This window comes from Lysobacter korlensis, from assembly GCF_042434515.1.
The window spans coordinates 256,095-271,056 of record NZ_JBHLTG010000008.1 but is presented as its reverse complement, the minus strand read 5'-3'; the positions used below and the strand labels follow the sequence as shown (position 1 = coordinate 271,056).

The 14,962-nt window shown below is 70.1% G+C and carries 20 protein-coding genes; 7 read left to right on the top strand and 13 right to left on the bottom strand.

The annotated features are described in order from the left end of the window. The first annotated feature begins 118 nt into the window (after nt 1-118). Nucleotides 119-2,020 (top strand): clostripain-related cysteine peptidase, encoded by a 1,902-nt coding sequence (locus ACFFGH_RS27735; RefSeq protein WP_386674627.1) that lies wholly within the window; start codon nt 119-121, stop codon nt 2,018-2,020. A 4-nt stretch (nt 2,021-2,024) separates the two neighbouring features. On the opposite strand, the gene ACFFGH_RS27730 is transcribed toward ACFFGH_RS27735, so the two are convergent. From ACFFGH_RS27730 to ACFFGH_RS27710, 5 genes are read right to left on the bottom strand one after another with little or no spacing between them, the layout of a single operon-like run. Continuing rightward, the gene (locus ACFFGH_RS27730) at nt 2,025-3,152 is read right to left on the bottom strand and encodes a glycerate kinase (RefSeq protein WP_386674624.1); all 1,128 of its coding nucleotides are present in this window, start codon (nt 3,150-3,152) and stop codon (nt 2,025-2,027) included. After that, nucleotides 3,142-3,519 (bottom strand): Hsp15 family ribosome-associated heat shock protein, encoded by a 378-nt coding sequence (locus ACFFGH_RS27725; RefSeq protein WP_386674621.1) that lies wholly within the window; start codon nt 3,517-3,519, stop codon nt 3,142-3,144. Before ACFFGH_RS27725 ends, ACFFGH_RS27730 begins: the two co-directional genes overlap by 11 nt. Nucleotides 3,520-3,558: 39 nt before the next feature. Continuing rightward, complete coding sequence (locus ACFFGH_RS27720) at nt 3,559-3,966, bottom strand: DUF6098 family protein (protein ID WP_386674618.1); 408 nt, start codon at nt 3,964-3,966, stop codon at nt 3,559-3,561. Between the two features lie 5 nt (nt 3,967-3,971). Beyond that, on the bottom strand, nt 3,972-4,169 hold the full coding sequence (locus ACFFGH_RS27715) for a hypothetical protein (RefSeq protein ID WP_386674617.1): 198 nt from the start codon (nt 4,167-4,169) through the stop codon (nt 3,972-3,974). Then, nucleotides 4,166-4,885, bottom strand: coding sequence for a phosphoribosyltransferase (locus tag ACFFGH_RS27710; RefSeq protein ID WP_386674614.1), 720 nt, complete (start codon nt 4,883-4,885; stop codon nt 4,166-4,168). The genes ACFFGH_RS27715 and ACFFGH_RS27710 overlap by 4 nt, the downstream gene beginning before the upstream one ends. 101 nt (nt 4,886-4,986) lie before the next feature. Between ACFFGH_RS27710 and ACFFGH_RS27705 the strand changes: the two genes are divergently transcribed. Further along, nucleotides 4,987-5,373 (top strand): ChaB family protein, encoded by a 387-nt coding sequence (locus ACFFGH_RS27705; RefSeq protein ID WP_386674611.1) that lies wholly within the window; start codon nt 4,987-4,989, stop codon nt 5,371-5,373. A 7-nt stretch (nt 5,374-5,380) separates the two neighbouring features. On the opposite strand, the gene ACFFGH_RS27700 is transcribed toward ACFFGH_RS27705, so the two are convergent. Further along, nucleotides 5,381-5,668: a protealysin inhibitor emfourin gene (locus ACFFGH_RS27700; protein ID WP_386674608.1), complete on the bottom strand. Its 288-nt coding sequence runs from the start codon at nt 5,666-5,668 to the stop codon at nt 5,381-5,383. Nucleotides 5,669-5,676: 8 nt separating this feature from the next. Next, on the bottom strand, nt 5,677-6,165 hold the full coding sequence (locus ACFFGH_RS27695) for a hypothetical protein (protein ID WP_386674605.1): 489 nt from the start codon (nt 6,163-6,165) through the stop codon (nt 5,677-5,679). Between the two features lie 102 nt (nt 6,166-6,267). On the opposite strand from ACFFGH_RS27695, the gene ACFFGH_RS27690 reads away from it, so the two are divergent. Further along, the gene (locus tag ACFFGH_RS27690) at nt 6,268-6,570 is read left to right on the top strand and encodes a DUF7882 family protein (RefSeq protein ID WP_386674602.1); all 303 of its coding nucleotides are present in this window, start codon (nt 6,268-6,270) and stop codon (nt 6,568-6,570) included. 21 nt (nt 6,571-6,591) lie between these two features. Here ACFFGH_RS27690 and ACFFGH_RS27685 read toward each other — a convergent pair whose 3' ends face one another. From ACFFGH_RS27685 to ACFFGH_RS27665, 5 genes are all read right to left on the bottom strand, one after another. Beyond that, a complete protein-coding gene (locus ACFFGH_RS27685; RefSeq protein ID WP_386674600.1) occupies nt 6,592-7,635 on the bottom strand; it encodes a M4 family metallopeptidase in 1,044 nt (347 codons plus the stop codon). A 60-nt stretch (nt 7,636-7,695) separates the two neighbouring features. Next, nucleotides 7,696-8,142 (bottom strand): hypothetical protein, encoded by a 447-nt coding sequence (locus ACFFGH_RS27680; protein WP_386674597.1) that lies wholly within the window; start codon nt 8,140-8,142, stop codon nt 7,696-7,698. Between the two features lie 71 nt (nt 8,143-8,213). Then, entirely contained in the window at nt 8,214-9,110 is an 897-nt protein-coding gene (locus ACFFGH_RS27675; RefSeq protein ID WP_386674594.1) for a glycosyltransferase family protein, read from the bottom strand. 61 nt (nt 9,111-9,171) lie between these two features. Beyond that, nucleotides 9,172-9,612 carry an FAD synthase family protein gene (locus ACFFGH_RS27670; protein WP_386674591.1) on the bottom strand — a complete coding sequence of 147 codons (441 nt, stop codon included), beginning with the start codon at nt 9,610-9,612 and terminating at the stop codon, nt 9,172-9,174. Next, entirely contained in the window at nt 9,612-11,141 is a 1,530-nt protein-coding gene (locus ACFFGH_RS27665; RefSeq protein WP_386674588.1) for a sugar transferase, read from the bottom strand. Before ACFFGH_RS27665 ends, ACFFGH_RS27670 begins: the two co-directional genes overlap by 1 nt. 342 nt (nt 11,142-11,483) lie before the next feature. On the opposite strand from ACFFGH_RS27665, the gene ACFFGH_RS27660 reads away from it, so the two are divergent. The 4 genes from ACFFGH_RS27660 (at nt 11,484) to ACFFGH_RS27645 (ending at nt 13,962) form a co-directional block, all read left to right on the top strand. After that, nucleotides 11,484-12,101 (top strand): CDP-alcohol phosphatidyltransferase family protein, encoded by a 618-nt coding sequence (locus ACFFGH_RS27660; RefSeq protein WP_386674585.1) that lies wholly within the window; start codon nt 11,484-11,486, stop codon nt 12,099-12,101. Nucleotides 12,102-12,112: 11 nt separating this feature from the next. Then, entirely contained in the window at nt 12,113-12,583 is a 471-nt protein-coding gene (locus ACFFGH_RS27655) for an FHA domain-containing protein (protein ID WP_386674583.1), read from the top strand. After that, nucleotides 12,583-13,302 (top strand): transcriptional regulator FtsR, encoded by a 720-nt coding sequence (gene ftsR / locus ACFFGH_RS27650; RefSeq protein WP_386674580.1) that lies wholly within the window; start codon nt 12,583-12,585, stop codon nt 13,300-13,302. The genes ACFFGH_RS27655 and ftsR overlap by 1 nt, the downstream gene beginning before the upstream one ends. Nucleotides 13,303-13,413: 111 nt before the next feature. Beyond that, entirely contained in the window at nt 13,414-13,962 is a 549-nt protein-coding gene (locus tag ACFFGH_RS27645; protein WP_386674577.1) for a MerR family transcriptional regulator, read from the top strand. A gap of 74 nt (nt 13,963-14,036) precedes the next feature. On the opposite strand, the gene ACFFGH_RS27640 is transcribed toward ACFFGH_RS27645, so the two are convergent. Beyond that, a complete protein-coding gene (locus tag ACFFGH_RS27640; RefSeq protein WP_386674574.1) occupies nt 14,037-14,840 on the bottom strand; it encodes a ParA family protein in 804 nt (267 codons plus the stop codon). Nucleotides 14,841-14,962 lie beyond the last annotated feature (122 nt).

Below are 14,962 nucleotides of genomic sequence, written 5' to 3'. Positions count from 1 at the left end.
CACCGTGTCCGGAACGCTCAGCCAACGGCGAGGCCGTGCGCAGAATCGTTATCCGCGCCTTCGCGCCGTCCGGCGGAGCCGCCAATACGCTGTCGCTGTCCGCACCCGAAGGAGAGCCGTGCTCCGCACACCCGCCGTTGTCCTCGCCCTGCTCATCGCCGCCGGCCTCGGCGGCTGCGGGGTGGTCCCCGCCTCGGCGCCGCAGCCGTCGGCGGAGGAGGGCACTTGGACGGTGCTGACCTACTCCATCGCCGACACCGACCTCGAACCGTTCATGATGGACGATGTCGACGAGATGGGCGAGGTGGGCAGTTCCGAGCACCTCAACGTGGTGGCACTCGTCGACCGCGCCGAGGGTTACGACGACGAGCCGGTGCTCGGCCTCGAGGAGTGGGTGGGAGCGAAGACGCTCGAAGTGGTGCCAGGTGGTGCCGTGGTCCAGAACGATCACGGCGACCTCAACACGGGGGATCCGGCCGTGCTGGCCGACTTCCTGGCCGACGGCATCCGGGCGTATCCGGCGGACCACTACGCTCTCATCCTCTCCGACCATGGGGCGTCGTGGCCCGGCGTCGGTGGCGACGAATCCGCCGGGGCCGACACGCTCACGCTGGAGGAGCTCGACCGCGCGCTCGGGGACGGTCTGGCCGAAGCCGGAGTGGGGAAGCTCGACCTGCTGGGCTTCGACGCGTGCCTGATGGCCACCTACGAGGTCGCGAGCGCGCTGGCGCCGCGTGCCGACCGGCTGCTGGCGTCGCAGGAGCTTGAGCCCGGCCACGGCTGGGACTACGCCGCGCTGAGCGTGCTGACCGAGCCCGGCACGTCGGTGGATGAACTCGGGGCCGCGATGATCGACGGCTTCGAGGCGCAGGCGGTCGAGCAGGGCACCGAGCCGGAGATCACCCTCTCGCTGGTCGACCTCACGGCGCTCCCGTCGCTCGACTCGGCGGTCGCCGACTTCACGGGCGCCCTCATCGAGCGCGCCGGATCCGTTTCGCCGGCCGTCGGCCGAACCCTTGCCGAGACGCTCGGCTTCGGCCGCAGCCCCGACCCGGCCGAGGACAGCCACCTGGCGGACCTCGGCATGCTCGCCGCGGAGATCGGCGTCGACGCGCTCGACGTCGCGGACCAGGCGGACGCGGTGGTGCGTGCTCTCAACGACGCGATCGTGGACAAGGTGAACGGCCAAGCCCTCTCCGGCGCTACCGGGCTGTCCGTGTACTTCCCGCCCGTCTCGGATTACTTCGACCCGGAGTACGCGGGTGTCGAGTCGAACGGCGGCTGGGGTGATTTCCTCGCCGCCTACTACTCGGCTGGGCGGCAGATCCCGCTTGCCGAGCAGGCGCAGTTCCTTCCACGGGAGGCGGAGGTGGTCTTCGAGGAGGAGGGGCTGAGCATCACCGGCTACTTCGAGCTCGCTGCCGAGGACAACCTGGCCGAGGCGTTCATCCGCTACGGGATGGTGGAGTACGACGACTCGATCACCTTCCTCGGCGAGGAGCCGGCCGACATCGCGGAGGACGGCTCCGGGTATGCCTCCGGTCTCTACGACCTGAGCGCCCTCGTCCTGACCGACGGCGAGGACGAGGCGCTCGCGTACTTCGAGCTGCTCGTCGACGACGAGACGGGACTCGCCACCATCGATGTGCCGCTCGGCTACTCCGCGCCTGACGACAGCGCGGGGGACACCTACCAGGACGCGCTGCTGTCGCTGCTCATCGACCCGGAGGGCGCGGGGCTGCTGAGCGAGACGTACTACGCCTACCAGGAGGAGCTCGGCACGTACGGCGAGCTGACCGCGGATCCTTCGGGGCTGATCGCCCCAGAGGTGCTCAACGTGCTGGACGACGGCACGGAGGAATGGATCGCGACCACCGACGTCGGCCTCTGGGCGGATCTGCCGTCACTCCAGTACGAGTTCCGTCCGCTCGATTCCGCCACCCGGGTCTACATCGAGCTGTGGGTGCGCGACTTCGGCGGCAACACCGATGTGGTGAGCGCCGTGGTGCAGGTCCCCTAGCGGCTCAGGCGCGGGCCGCCAGCGCGCGGCCGGCCTCCTCCAGCCAACGCTCCGGCTCCGCCAGCGCCGCCTCCAGCGAACCGGCGTGGTCGATGAGGGACGTGGCGAGGCGCACGGATGCCGGCGGTTCGCCGGCGAGCGAACCGGCGACGATGCCGACCGGCACCCCGGCTGCCGCAGCCAGATCGATCACGCCGCCGACGACCTTGCCGCTGAGCGATGTGCGATCGAACCGGCCCTCACCGGTGAGCACGAGGTCGCACTCGGTCAGCGCGGCAGGGAGCCCGGCGAGCTCGGCCACCGTCCGTGCACCGGGTGCGATCGTCGCCCCCCAGGCGGCCGCCAGCCCGTAGGCGGTCCCGCCGGCGGCTCCCATGCCGGGCGTCGCCGGCTCCCCGCGAAGCAGGCCGGCGAGCCTCGTCAACGCCTCGTCGAGCAGCCCCACCTGCGCCGGGGAGGCGCCTTTCTGAGGCCCGAACACGTGCGCGGCGCCTGCTGGGCCGAGGAGTGGGGCGGTGACGTCGCAGAGCAGCGTGACGCCTCCCGGCGGCGGCGGTGTCAGCCCGTCGAGGTCCACCTCGGCCAGGTCGAGGAGCGCGCCGCCTCCGGGGAGGAGCTCCCGCCCGTTCGGCCCGAGGAATCCGGCACCGAGCGCTCGGAGCGCCCCGGTGCCGCCGTCCGTCGACGCGGATCCGCCGAGCCCGACCACGATCCGCTGCGCGCCGGCTTCTCGCGCCGCCGCGAGCACTTCGCCGAGCCCGACAGTCGAGGAGCCGAGCGGGTCGGGCGCGGCCATCAGTGGCAATCCGGACGATTCCGCGAGCTCGGTCACCGCGGTGCCGTCCGGCAGCAGCAGCCAGGATGCGTCGACGGCGCGTCCGTCAGGGCCGCTCACCCGGGTGACGCGCAGCTGCGCGTTCGGGGAGGCCGCCGCGAACGCGTCCACGGTGCCCTCGCCGCCGTCGGCCAGTGGCAGCAGCGACACCTCGTCGCCCGGCCGCACGGCGCTCCAGCCGCGAGCGAGCGCGACGGCCGCGTGCCGGGCGCTCACCGTGCCCTTGAAGGAGTCGGGGGCGACGATCACTCGCACGAGCTGGTCCTTTCCTGGAATGCGCACATCGTCAGTGGCCACGGAGGCGTTCTAGGTCGCGCCGCTCCCGCTTCGTCGGCCGCCCCGCCCCGCGGGTGCGGAGCACCGGTGCGGCGGTCTCCTCGCGCGGCGGGATCGGTGGGCTGCTGTCGATCAGCGCCGCGGCGGCGGCCGGCGCTCCGGCGCGCTTCCGCAGGATGCCCGCGACCGTCAGGATCCGCTCGCGGTCCGTGCGCACCCGCACCTCGTCGCCCACCTTCAGTGCCTGCGCCGGCTTCGCCCGTTCGCCGTTCACGCGGACATGCCCCGCACGGCACGCGGCCGTCGCGAGGCTGCGGGTCTTGTAGATCCGCACGGCCCACAGCCAGACGTCCACCCTGACCTGTGAGTCCTTGGCCTGCGCCTCCATCCTCCGACTCTAGCGACGCCGCCGGGACTCGCCGGCGGCTCAGTCCTCAGGTCCCTGGCCGCGGGCGAAGCGCTCTTGGTAGACCCGTTCGGCCTCGGAGAGGAGCGAGTCGGAGAGCTGGTCGACCTGCTCGACGTCGGCGAGCAGCGGCTCGCAGTCCGGGCCGCGGGCGACCATCCTTCCCCGCAGCACCCACGCGTGCCGGTGCGGGTTCTGCTCCTGCAGGTGCTTGTACTGGCACAGCTGCCGCGCCAGCCAGTCGCGGACCGGCCGGGTCCACCACGGCTCGGGATTCAGCGGGTTCACGGACAAGCCGGGCAGCTGCAGGCCGCTCTCGGTGTCGAGGCTGCCGGAGCCCACGTCCTTCTCGAACCCCTCGGAGTAGCGAACGTGGAGATCCGGGTTCGCCGCAACCAGTTCCTCGAGCTGCTCCAGGCGGTCGAGCATGCCGGCTACCTGTCCGTCCGGTCCTCCCGTGCGAGATCCGGGCCCTCGCGCTCGGTGATGTCGACCCCGGCGAACTCGGCGTCACCGCTCGTCGGCGACCGATCGTCGGTTCGGGCATCGTCGTCGGTGAGCGCGTCCTCGGTCAGCGCATCGTCGAAGCTCGCGGCCTCATCTGCGCCCGCGGGAACATTGGATCCACTCATCGGTCTTCCTCTCTCTGGTGCGGCTGGTCGGTGCCGGGATGATCGCGGAGGGTCGCGAGCACCTCGTCATCGCTGGTCTGTCCGAAGCGTTCGTACCACTGGCCCACCGCGAAGAACGGGGAGGGCGTTTGGAGCGCGATGAGCTCATCCGCCACATCCGCGAGGCCGTCGGTCCAGTCGCGTGGGGCCACCGGGACTGCGAGCACCGTCCGGCGAGCGCCGATCGCGCGGCTGACGAGACACGCGGCCCGGGCCGTCGCGCCGGTGGCGACCCCGTCGTCCACCAGCACAGCGGTCCTGCCGGAGAGGTTCAGCGGTAGGCGCCCCGCACGGTAGAGCGCGGTGCGCCGCTGCAGCTCCCGGAACTCCTGCCGCTCGATCGCCGCAAGCGAGCGCTCCGTGACACCGGTACCACGGAGACCCTTGGCGTCCACGACGCGGACGCCGCCCTCGCCGATCGCACCGACCGCGTATTCAGCATTGGCGGGGGAACCCAGCTTCCGGATCACCAGCACATCCAGGGGTGCGCCGAGCGCCCGGGCGACGGGTCCGGCGACCACGACACCGCCGCGGGGAAGACCGAGCACGATCGGAGCCGCGCCAGGCTCGGCGCGCGCCAGGCGCTCCGCGAGCTGCTCGCCGGCGTCGGTCCGATCCCGGAATCGCATGATGCCGTCCTCCAGTTCGAGCGTCGCCCGGCCCAGTCGGGTTTGCAACAGAACGGCGCCTCGCTCAGGCGATTGGAAGATGGCGGACGTCTTGGCGCGCCTCCAGGATTCGGGCGTACCGTGCGGAGCACCCGACCGGAGGAGGAATCATGCCGGCACGAGATGAGATGCCTTCCACCGTCGCCCGCTCGTCGGAGCGTGCCCAGGAGATCTGGGCGAAGACCCACGACTCGGCCGTGGGAACCTACGGCGAGGGAGAGCGAGCCCATCGCACCGCCTTCTCGGCCCTCAAGCACGAGTTCGAGAAGGTCGGCGACCATTGGGAGCCCAAGGAGCAGTGGGGACCGAGCGATCAGGGTGCCACCGATCGCAGTGGCCGCACCGCGGGAGGCGTGGACGCCAACGCTTCGAAGCGCCACCTGTACGACCTCGCGAAGCGCCTCGAGGTTCCGGGGCGGAGCCGGATGAGCAAGGACGAGCTGGTGGCGGCGATCCAGCGGGCCAACGCCCGGGAGACGCGGCGCGCAAGGGAGTAGGCGCGCCTCAGCGCGCTGGACCGCCGGCTCGTTCGGCCGCGTCTCGCACCCGGTCGGTCAGGGCACGCCACGGGCCGATTGCGCTTTCCGGCACGGTCACGGTGCGGTCGTTGACCGTGATGCGGTACACGAACCGGTCGGGCTTCGCCACGTCCGGCGCCGCATCCCACGGGCAGTCCTCGATGAGAGAGCGCCACGACTCGGCATCGTCGGCGGAATCGTCCAGATGCACATCCCAGGCCGTGCGCATCCCGGCGATTCCGCCACTGCGGACGACCGAGATCGTGAGCTCCATGGGAACCGCTAGCGCTTGAGGTCCCGCATCAGTGCAGGGAGGAAGGCGTCCACTTCGGCGCGGTTGCGCTCGCTGGCATCCTCGTCCCCCGGAAGCGACAGCTGGAACGTCGGATAGCTCGCCACGATCTTCACGGTGCCCTCGAAGGTGCCCGGCTGCCGGCCACGCATGAAGTTCGGCGCCGAGAGCACCTCGAGCAGCAGCAGCGCACCACGGCCAACGACGGATGTCGTGATGTGGTCCACGGCCGGGTCGTAGACGAGGTGGAACACGTGGTCGTCGGTGAACGCGGAGATCGTGAACGTCTCGCGCGTCGCCAGCAACGAGAAATCGACGGCCACGTACCGGATGGGGTCGGCCCGCACGCAGTAGGTGAGTTTCGAAACCAGGCGGTCCAGCAGCCCAGGGTGCGACTCGAAGAAGGGGTTGTCCCGGAACCGTTCATGCGACTCGAACAGCTGTGCCTTCAGCGCCGTGCCGAGGTCGTACAGTTCCACGGGTGCGTGTCCTCCTGTTTCCGGGACGATTCCCGTTCCCTTTACGATAAGGAGGGCGCGGTCGGCGCGCCAGTCGAGCTGAGCGGGAGACGGAACGGTCGAATGGGGAACCTGCTGTACGGCCTCGGGCTTGAGATCCCGTTCGAGGACCGGGCGCTGGCGCACCTCCAGCTCGTCATCACCGCGAAGCTGCGGCGTGGCGAGAGCTTCGTGTTCTCCTGGCGCGACGAGGCGTCCGGCGGCCGCAACACCATCTGGCTCGACCGGGCCGTTCCGTTGCAGTTCTCCTACGACGGCGGAAAGATGCCGGCGATCAACCGGCTCTGGATCGATGAGCTCGCCGTGTCGGCGTCGAGCGCGCAGGGGCTTTTCCTGACCCCCGAGCCGTCGCCGGACGATCGCTAGCGGGGGTCGCGTCCCCAGGAATCAGACGACGCCGACTTCCGCCCAGCCGTCGGACACCGCGAGGTGCTCGGCCGAGCCCTCACCGAAGCGCAGGGCGGCCGCATGGCGTGTGGCCTCGGCGAACCGGGCGAACCCGGCGTTCGCAGGGATCCTGGACAGCAGCGCGTCGTACCAGATCCGCCCCGCCCGCTCCCACGCGAACCCGCCCAGCGCCGTCGCAGTGAGGAAGAACGCCCGGTTCGGGATGCCCGAGTTGATGTGCACTCCGCCATAGTCGTCTTCCGTCTCGACGAATTCCCGCAGGTGCGCCGGTTGCGGGTCGCGGCCGAGCACGTCGTCGTCGTACGCCGTCCCGGGCGCCGCCATCGATCGCAGCGCCGCCCCCTGCACCTGGTCGGTGAAGAGACCGGCCCCGATGAGCCACGACGCCTGATCCGCGGTCTGGCCGGACTCGTGCTGCTCCACCAGCGCCCCCACCACGTCCGACACGGACTCGTTCAGTGCACCGGACTGGCCCTGGTACACGAAGTTGGCGCTGTGCTGCGTGACGCCGTGGGCCAACTCGTGGCCGATCACGGACAGGGACGCGGTGAAGCGGTTGAACACCACACCGTCACCGTCGCCGAACACCATCCGGGCTCCGTCCCAGAATGCGTTGTCATAGGCCGTGCCGTAGTGCACGGTCGCGTCGAGCGGCAGGCCGCGCCCGTCGATCGACCGCCGCCCGAACCCATCGCGAAGCAGGCGGGAAGTCGCGCCGAGGCCGTCGTAGGCCTCGTCGACGGCTCGGTCTCCGGTCGGGTCGTCACCCTCCCTCCGCACGATGCGCCCCGGCAGCTCCTCCGAGCCGACGGCGTCGGAGATGGTCCGCTCCGGAGTGTCCCGCTCCAGCTCGACCAGCAGGGATCCGGACCACCCATCCAGGGACAGGGAGATCCGGGCCGCGCGCAGCGGCACGTCGAGCGCCAAGGCGCGACGGGCGGAGCGGGCCGCCTCACGCAGCTCGGGCCGCTCGGCCGACGCGATTTTGGCCAGCAGGTACGGGGGGACGATGGAGTGCCGCATGCGTTCGACCCTAGGATCGCCCTCCGACGAGCGGCCGTCCCGCCCCGTGCGTTCGGCGGTTCAGGAGGTCGTCTGCAGGGACGCCTTCCAGCGCACCAGGCTGCGGACGGTGTCACTGACGTCGTCGGCGAGCCGCTCCATGACGTCCTCCGGCACGAAGTAGTTCACCGCGAGCCAGCCACGGACCCGCTCGGACTCATCGTCGGCGAGGCTCCGCAGCACGTCGCACGGTGTCGCCTCGTTCTTCGCCACGCACGCCCGCACGCCCTCGTCGGGATCGGCGGCGAGCGCGGCGTAGAGGTCGTCCGGTGCATGCAGGCTGCTGGCGACACTCTCCCGGATCTTCGGGTTCGCGTGCCGGGCGAGCAGGCGCAGGCGCGAGAGCTTCGTCTCGGTGATCTCGGGTGAGCGGTGCAGGGCCGCCGCTTCCTCGGCGTTCAGCATCGGGGGCGCGAGACGCTTCATGGCGGCCCGCTGCGCCGGCGTGTTGAAGCGGATGCACGACATGCCTCAACGTTAGGACGCGCGCCTCTGAGCTCGCCGGGCGACACGGCATCGTCGCGAATCGCGCCGGTCCATCACCAGGCGACGGAGGTCATCTCGCTGCGGTGCAGTGTCCTGGTTGCGGCGATCCTGCGCCGGAGCGCCCGCAGCAGCGGGTGCCGCTCCACCAGCGGAAGCGGCTGCGCCGCGCGGCGCATGTCCGCCTGGAACGCCGACAGCTCCTCGTCCAGCTCCTCAGCGGAGAGGGGAAGCGCGGCCAGCACGGGCAGCCGCAGGTAGGCGCGCCCGAGCAGCTGCGTGCTGAGGCTGCGGAACATGTCGGCGACGAGCCCCTCGGTCTCCCTTCGGCGCTCCCCGCCACCCGCCGATGCGGGCGCCTCCCCGGTCACGACGCCGGGCACACTGAGGCGATGGAGCCGCGCGGGGGACAAGGCGAGGCGAAGCGCAAGGTCGTATTCGGCCAGGGCGGTGTCGCGGTATCCGCCGACGGCGGCCAGCGCGCTCCTGCGGGCGACGAGTGTGCCCGACGTGATCCGCGAGCTCAGCATCAGGTGCAGCCGCAGCGTCGCTGTGCGGAGGGGCGCGGTGCCGGTGGGATCCGAGAAGGTGAATCCGCGCGGCGTCGTTCCGGCACCCATCAGGGGCGCGAACATGACGTCGGCGTTCCGGTCGAGTGCGCCGAACGCGCTGCGAAAGCGCCAGGGGAGCGCCGCGTCGCCGGGGTCGGCGCGCGCCACCAGTTCGCTGTCGGTGTGTTGCAGAAGCCAGTTCATGGCCTGCTGCCCTGAGACCGGTCCATCCGTGGCGTGGACCTCGACCCTGCGGTCATTCCCGGTCGCAGGGTCGACGCCGTCGCCCGCGATGATCACGAGCCGGCTGTCGCGGGGGAGCGCGGCGAGCGTGGAGCGCAGGGTCCGGGAGGCTCGGCCGGGATCGTGGCCGAGAGCCAGGATCACACTGAGGCGCGGCATGGCAGCTCCATCGGTGCGGTCCGCCGGGACGGGCGAAGCCGCCGATCGAGGATGCGGGTGCTCACGCGTCACGCGCCGTCGCCGCGGTGAGCGCATCGAGCGCGCCTCGCAGCTTCGTGCTCGAGGTCGACATGGTGTACGGGAAGTACTCGACCCGCACGCCGACCTCGGCGAAGCGGCGCTCCAGCTCCGCCCCCTTCGCGGTGCCCCGCCAGTCGTCGCCCTTGAAAAAGACGTCGAAGCGCAGCTCCCGCCAGACCTCCAGCTTGTCCGGCACGTCTTCGCAATGCACGTCATCGACGAAGTCGATATGGCGGACGATCTCCATCCGCTCCGCGATCGGGACGACCGGTGAGATGCCCTTCGTCAGGCGAAGCATCTCGTCCGAGACGACTCCGGCGATCAGCCGGTCGCAGCGGCGCTTCGCGTGCTTCAAGATGTTGAGGTGGCCGATGTGGAACAGGTCGAACGCTCCGGGCGCGTACCCGACGATCTCGCGCATCAGTACGCTCCCTCCGGCTTCAGCACCACGCGGATCGTCCGCCAGATGATCATCAGATCCACGGTCAGCGACCAGTTCTCCACGTAGTAGAGGTCGAGGCGCACGCTCTCGTCCCAGCTGAGCTCGCTGCGGCCACTGACCTGCCACATGCCGGTGAGGCCGGGCTTGATGTACAGGCGGCGGTGCACGTCGCGTTCGTAGGCGTCGACCTCGCGAGGCAGCGGCGGGCGCGGCCCCACGATGCTCATGTCGCCTCGCAGCACGTTCCACAGCTGCGGCAGCTCGTCCAGAGAGAACTTGCGCAGCACCCGGCCGAGCGGCGTGACCCGCGGGTCGTGCCGAATCTTGAACAGCACCCCGGCGCCCTCGTTCTGGTCGAGAAGCCCGGCCAGGTCGTGCTCAGCGGTCGCGACCATGGAGCGGAACTTGACCATCGAGAAGGTGCGCCCGTTGCGGCCGACCCGCTCCTGCCGGAAGAACACCGGGCCGGGGGAGTCGAGCTTGATCAGCGCGGCGATCACGCCGAATGCCGGCAGCAGCACCAGGAGGCCGAACGCGGACGCCACGATGTCGAGTCCGCGCTTCAGCATGTGCTTTCGGCCCTCGAACTGCGGCAGCTCGACGTGCATCAGCGGGAGGCCCTCGACCGGACTGAACGAGATGCGCGGACCCGCGACGTCGGTCAGCCGGGAGGCGAGCACCAGCGATGCGCCGGTGCGCTCGAGTTCCCAGGAGAGGCTGCGCACGTAGTCGTCGCTGCGGTGACGGGGACGGCCGGCCACGATGACGGTGTCGGCCTGATACTCCAGCACCGCATCCGCAACGTGGTCCAGCCCGCTGACGGTGCTGACGATCCGGCTTCCGAAACGGCGGGTCGGGAAGTCGCCGTCGTCGGCGGCGACGCCCACGATGTCGTACGGAGAGCAGGCGAGCCGGCCGATCTGCCCGAGCACGTACTCCACATCGGCGGAGTCGCCCACGAGGATCGCACGGGAGAGGTATGAGCCGTTGTCCCGCTGGCGGATCAGCCACCTGCGCCAGAGCCAGCGGTTGACGAGGAGCCCGAGCAGCCCGATCGGCAGTGCGAGGAGGAAGAACCCGCGGGTGGCCTGGGTCTGCAGCACGAGGAACGCCATGGCGAGCATGCCGAAGGCGAGCATCGTTGCGGACGCCACGCGCTTGTACTCCAGCGCGCCGGCGCCGATCACGCGGGTGCCCCGGGTCTGATGGGCGCCGAGCACGGCCATCCAGGCCAGCGCCACGACGGCCGACAGGGTCGCGTAGGCCACGGGGGAGGGAAGCCCCACCAGGCTCGGCCCGTCCAGGCGCCAGCCGATCGCCCCGCCCGCGAAGACCGCGGCCGTGATCACGGCGGCGTCGCTGGCGCGCAGCATGGCACGGTAGTGCTTGGCCCACCGCGCACCCGAGTGGATGCGGGGGGCATCCACCCGGGTGGGCGGGGTCTCAACGAGTCTGAGCGTCGTCCGTCCGCTGCGCGGTGCGGGTCGCTCGTGGGTCAGCCTGCTCATCGGGCAGCAGGCACAGCAGTGCTAGGCATCTCGAAAAACCTGTTCGGGTCAGGTTTGAAAAAAGGGTCCACAGGACTTACACGCAGGGGCTCGTGCAGTGTCTGTGTCGGGTTCACAGACTTCGCTCCTGGGTAAGGGGAGCGAGCTGAGTTGTGGGCCGTCCTCCGCCGTTCGATCCCGGATCCGCAGGTCCGCAGAAATGCCGACTTGCGAAAACCGATCCTGAGTGGCTTCGGTGTGTAGCCCAAAGATATCGGAGCGTCGGCCGAGGGGGGCCACCCCCACTTGGGGGGACAGTGCGCCACCGGGGGTGTCCAGGGGGGCGCTGGCTAGACTCGGAACGTGGATCCGTCGACCCCGGCAGCAGTCTCCAGCCGGGTGTGGACGGTGCCGAATCTGCTGAGCATGCTTCGGCTCGCGCTGGTGCCGGTGTTCCTCGCGCTGGTGCTCCTGGAGCGGGACCTGCTGGCGCTGCTCGTGCTGATCTTCTCGGTGGTGACCGACTACCTGGACGGGGTGATCGCTCGCCGCTTCGGGCTGGTGACGAGGCTGGGGCAGCTGATCGACCCGGCTGCGGACCGGCTGTTCATCTTCGCGACCATCCTCGGACTCGCCTTCCGAGACGTGATCCCGTGGTGGCTGTTCTTCGTCATCCTCGGCCGGGACGTGCTGCTCCTGGTGCTCGGCATCGCCCTCGCGAATGCGGGCTACGGCCCGCTGCCGGTGCATCACCTCGGCAAGGTGGCCACGTTCTGCCTGTTCTACGCCCTGCCGCTGCTCATGCTGGGGCGCGCTGTTCCGGCGGCGGCACTCGTCTCGGATCCGCTCGGCTGGGCCTTCGTGCTGTGGGGTGCGTTCCTGTACTGGTGGGCAGGGGTCATCTACGTCATCGAGGCCATCCGGGTGATTCGGCTTCCGGGAGGTGCTGGGGGTCCGGCATCCGATAGTCTGAATCGCTAAGGAGGTTCTCGATGGTCGATCCCCAGAGCCCGGCCGCCGGTCGTCCCCGCGAAAGCACGGACACGACCGCGCACTACAACCACGAGTTCGCGGCGCAGCTCGCGGCGATGCAGGGCGAGGCGACCACTGAGGAGCATGAGGCCGTCGCGGCCCTGCCCTCCGGGTCGGCGCTGCTCGTGGTCCGGCGCGGACCGAATGCCGGCTCCCGGTTCCTCCTCGACACCGACTCGACGACGGTCGGACGACACCCGGACGCCGGGATCTTCCTCGACGACGTGACGGTCTCGCGGCGGCATGCGGAGTTCGTGCGTCACGGGACCGCGTTCGAGGTGCGTGATCTCGGTTCGCTGAACGGGACCTACTTCGACGGCGTGCGCATCGACAACGCGCTGCTGCATGACGGCGCGGAGGTGCAGATCGGCAAGTTCCGGCTCACCTTCTACGCCTCGCGGGCCGACCGCACCCGCGGGCCGGCGCAGTAGTGGCCGGCACCTCCGCGGCGCGCGTCGCTCCTTCGGCGCCCGCCCAGAACGGCAATTCCCACCCGCTGAGCATCGGCCAGGTGCTGGCGCGGCTGAACCCTGAGTTCCCGGACCTCAGCCCGTCGAAGCTGCGGTTCCTCGAGGAGCGGCAGCTCATCACACCCGCCCGCACCGAGTCCGGCTACCGCAAGTTCTCCATCGCCGACGTGGAGCGGCTGCGCTTCATCCTCTCGGTGCAGCGCGACCATTACCTCCCGCTGAAGGTGATCCGCGGATTCCTCGACGACATCGACGCGGGCCGCGAGCCGAAGCTGCCCGGCGGCGCACCCGCCAACGTGCCGTCGATGCTGCCGGCTGAGCGGCGGTACACCCGCGACGAGCTCGTGCGGGAGGCCGGTGCGACCGTTCTGCTGCTCGGTGACGCGATCAGCGCGTCGCTGATCGCCCCGTCGGATCACTATGGCGAGGACGCGCTGACCGTGCTGAAGGCCTTGGTGGATCTGAAGCGCAGCGGCATCGAGCCCCGTCACCTGCGCGGATTCCGGGCTGCGGCGGAACGCGAGCTCGGGCTCATCGAGAGCGCACTGCTGCCGATGGCGCGCCGCAAGGACGCCGGCAACTCGGCGAAGGTCGCGGAGCTTGCTCGGGAGATCGCGGGTCAATTGGAAGTGGTGAGGAGTAGCCTGATCCGATCGGCACTCACCAAGATCCGTTCCTGACGACACGCCGAATCCGTATCCGGATGTGTTTGGCCGGAGCGGGCGGGCTGGGTACCGTGTCTCCAGCGGTTACATTAACCGTCAACTGAAACATGAAGGTTAGGAAGAGCAATGAGCGAACTCCGTTCCCCCGAGGATTCGCGCTACGACCTCGGGCTGCTCTTCACCGACGGACTTCCGGAGCTCGATGACTCCACCGGCTTCCGCGGCGCCGTCGCCGCGCGGGCCGCGGGGATCAGCTACCGCCAGTTGGATTACTGGGCTCGCACGGGCCTGGTCGAGCCGACCATCCGCGGTGCGGCCGGGTCCGGCTCGCAGCGCCTCTACGGCTTCCGCGACATCCTGGTGCTCAAGCTCGTGAAGCGGCTGCTCGACACCGGCATCTCGCTCCAGCAGATCCGGATCGCGGTGAACCAGCTTCGTGAGGCCGGGATCAACGACCTCGCGCAGACCACGCTCATGAGCGACGGCGCGAGCGTCTACCTCTGCACCTCGAACGACGAGGTCATCGACCTCGTCAGCCAGGGCCAGGGTGTGTTCGGCATCGCTGTCGGCAAGGTGCTTCGCGAGGTGGAGTCCAGCCTCGTCGAGTTCGAGGCGACCCCGGCGAGCGACCCCATGGACGAGCTCGCCGCCCGCCGCGCCACCCGCGCCTCCTGATCCTTCCGCGAGTCGCGGACTTCGGACGCGACTTTACGTCGACTCGCGTCCGAAGTCCGCGACTCGACGATGGGTCAGCCGGCGGTGATGGCCGCCGCGTGCGGATCCGGGATCTTCGCGGTGCGCAGCACGCGCTCGAGCAGCTGGTCGAAGTGCCGCGCCATCTCCTGGGCGCTGTCGCCCGGCCAGACGTGCAGGGGCTTCGCCGCGCCCTGCGCCTGCTGCAGCGACGTGCGCTCCGGCAGCTGCGGGCTCAGCACCAGCGGGCCGAACATGTCGCGCAGCTCCTTGATGCGGAACTGATGCTCCAGCGACTGCACTCTGGCGCGGTTCACGATGATGCCCAGCGGCTGCAGGCGCGGGGAGAGGCCGCGGCGGATCTCCTCGATCGCACGCAGGGCACGGTCGGCGGCGGCCACCGAGAACAGTCCCGGCTCGGTCACGACGGTCACCCGGTCGCTCGCAGCCCACGCGGTGCGGGTCAGCGCGTTCAGCGACGGCGCGCAGTCGATGAACACCAGGTCGTAGTCGTTCTCGACGACCGCGAGCGCCTCTTCGAGCTTCCAGATGTCCCGGATGCTGGGATGCGGCCCGTCGAAGTTGATGGCGGACGGTGAACCGATCAGCACGTCGATCTTGCCGCTGCGCCCTCGGGTCCAGCCGCTCGGCGCGATGGCGGCCCGGACGGTCTTCTCCTTGGGGCTCGCCAGCACGTCGGCGACGTTCAGATGACCGGCGACCTGGATGTCCATTCCGGTCGACACATCCGACTGCGGGTCCAGGTCGACGACGAGTGTCCGAAGGCCTTTCGCGAACGCGGCGGACGTCAACCCGAGCGTGACTGTCGTTTTCCCCACGCCCCCCTTGAGGGAGCTCACGCTCAGTACATGCACGAGTACGACGATACCTTCACTAGTCTGGAACGGCTAAACACCGCGCTCGGTGCGAGCCGACATTTCGAACGGTTGCGCTCACGCCGTCGCGGAACGTCGGAAGGACC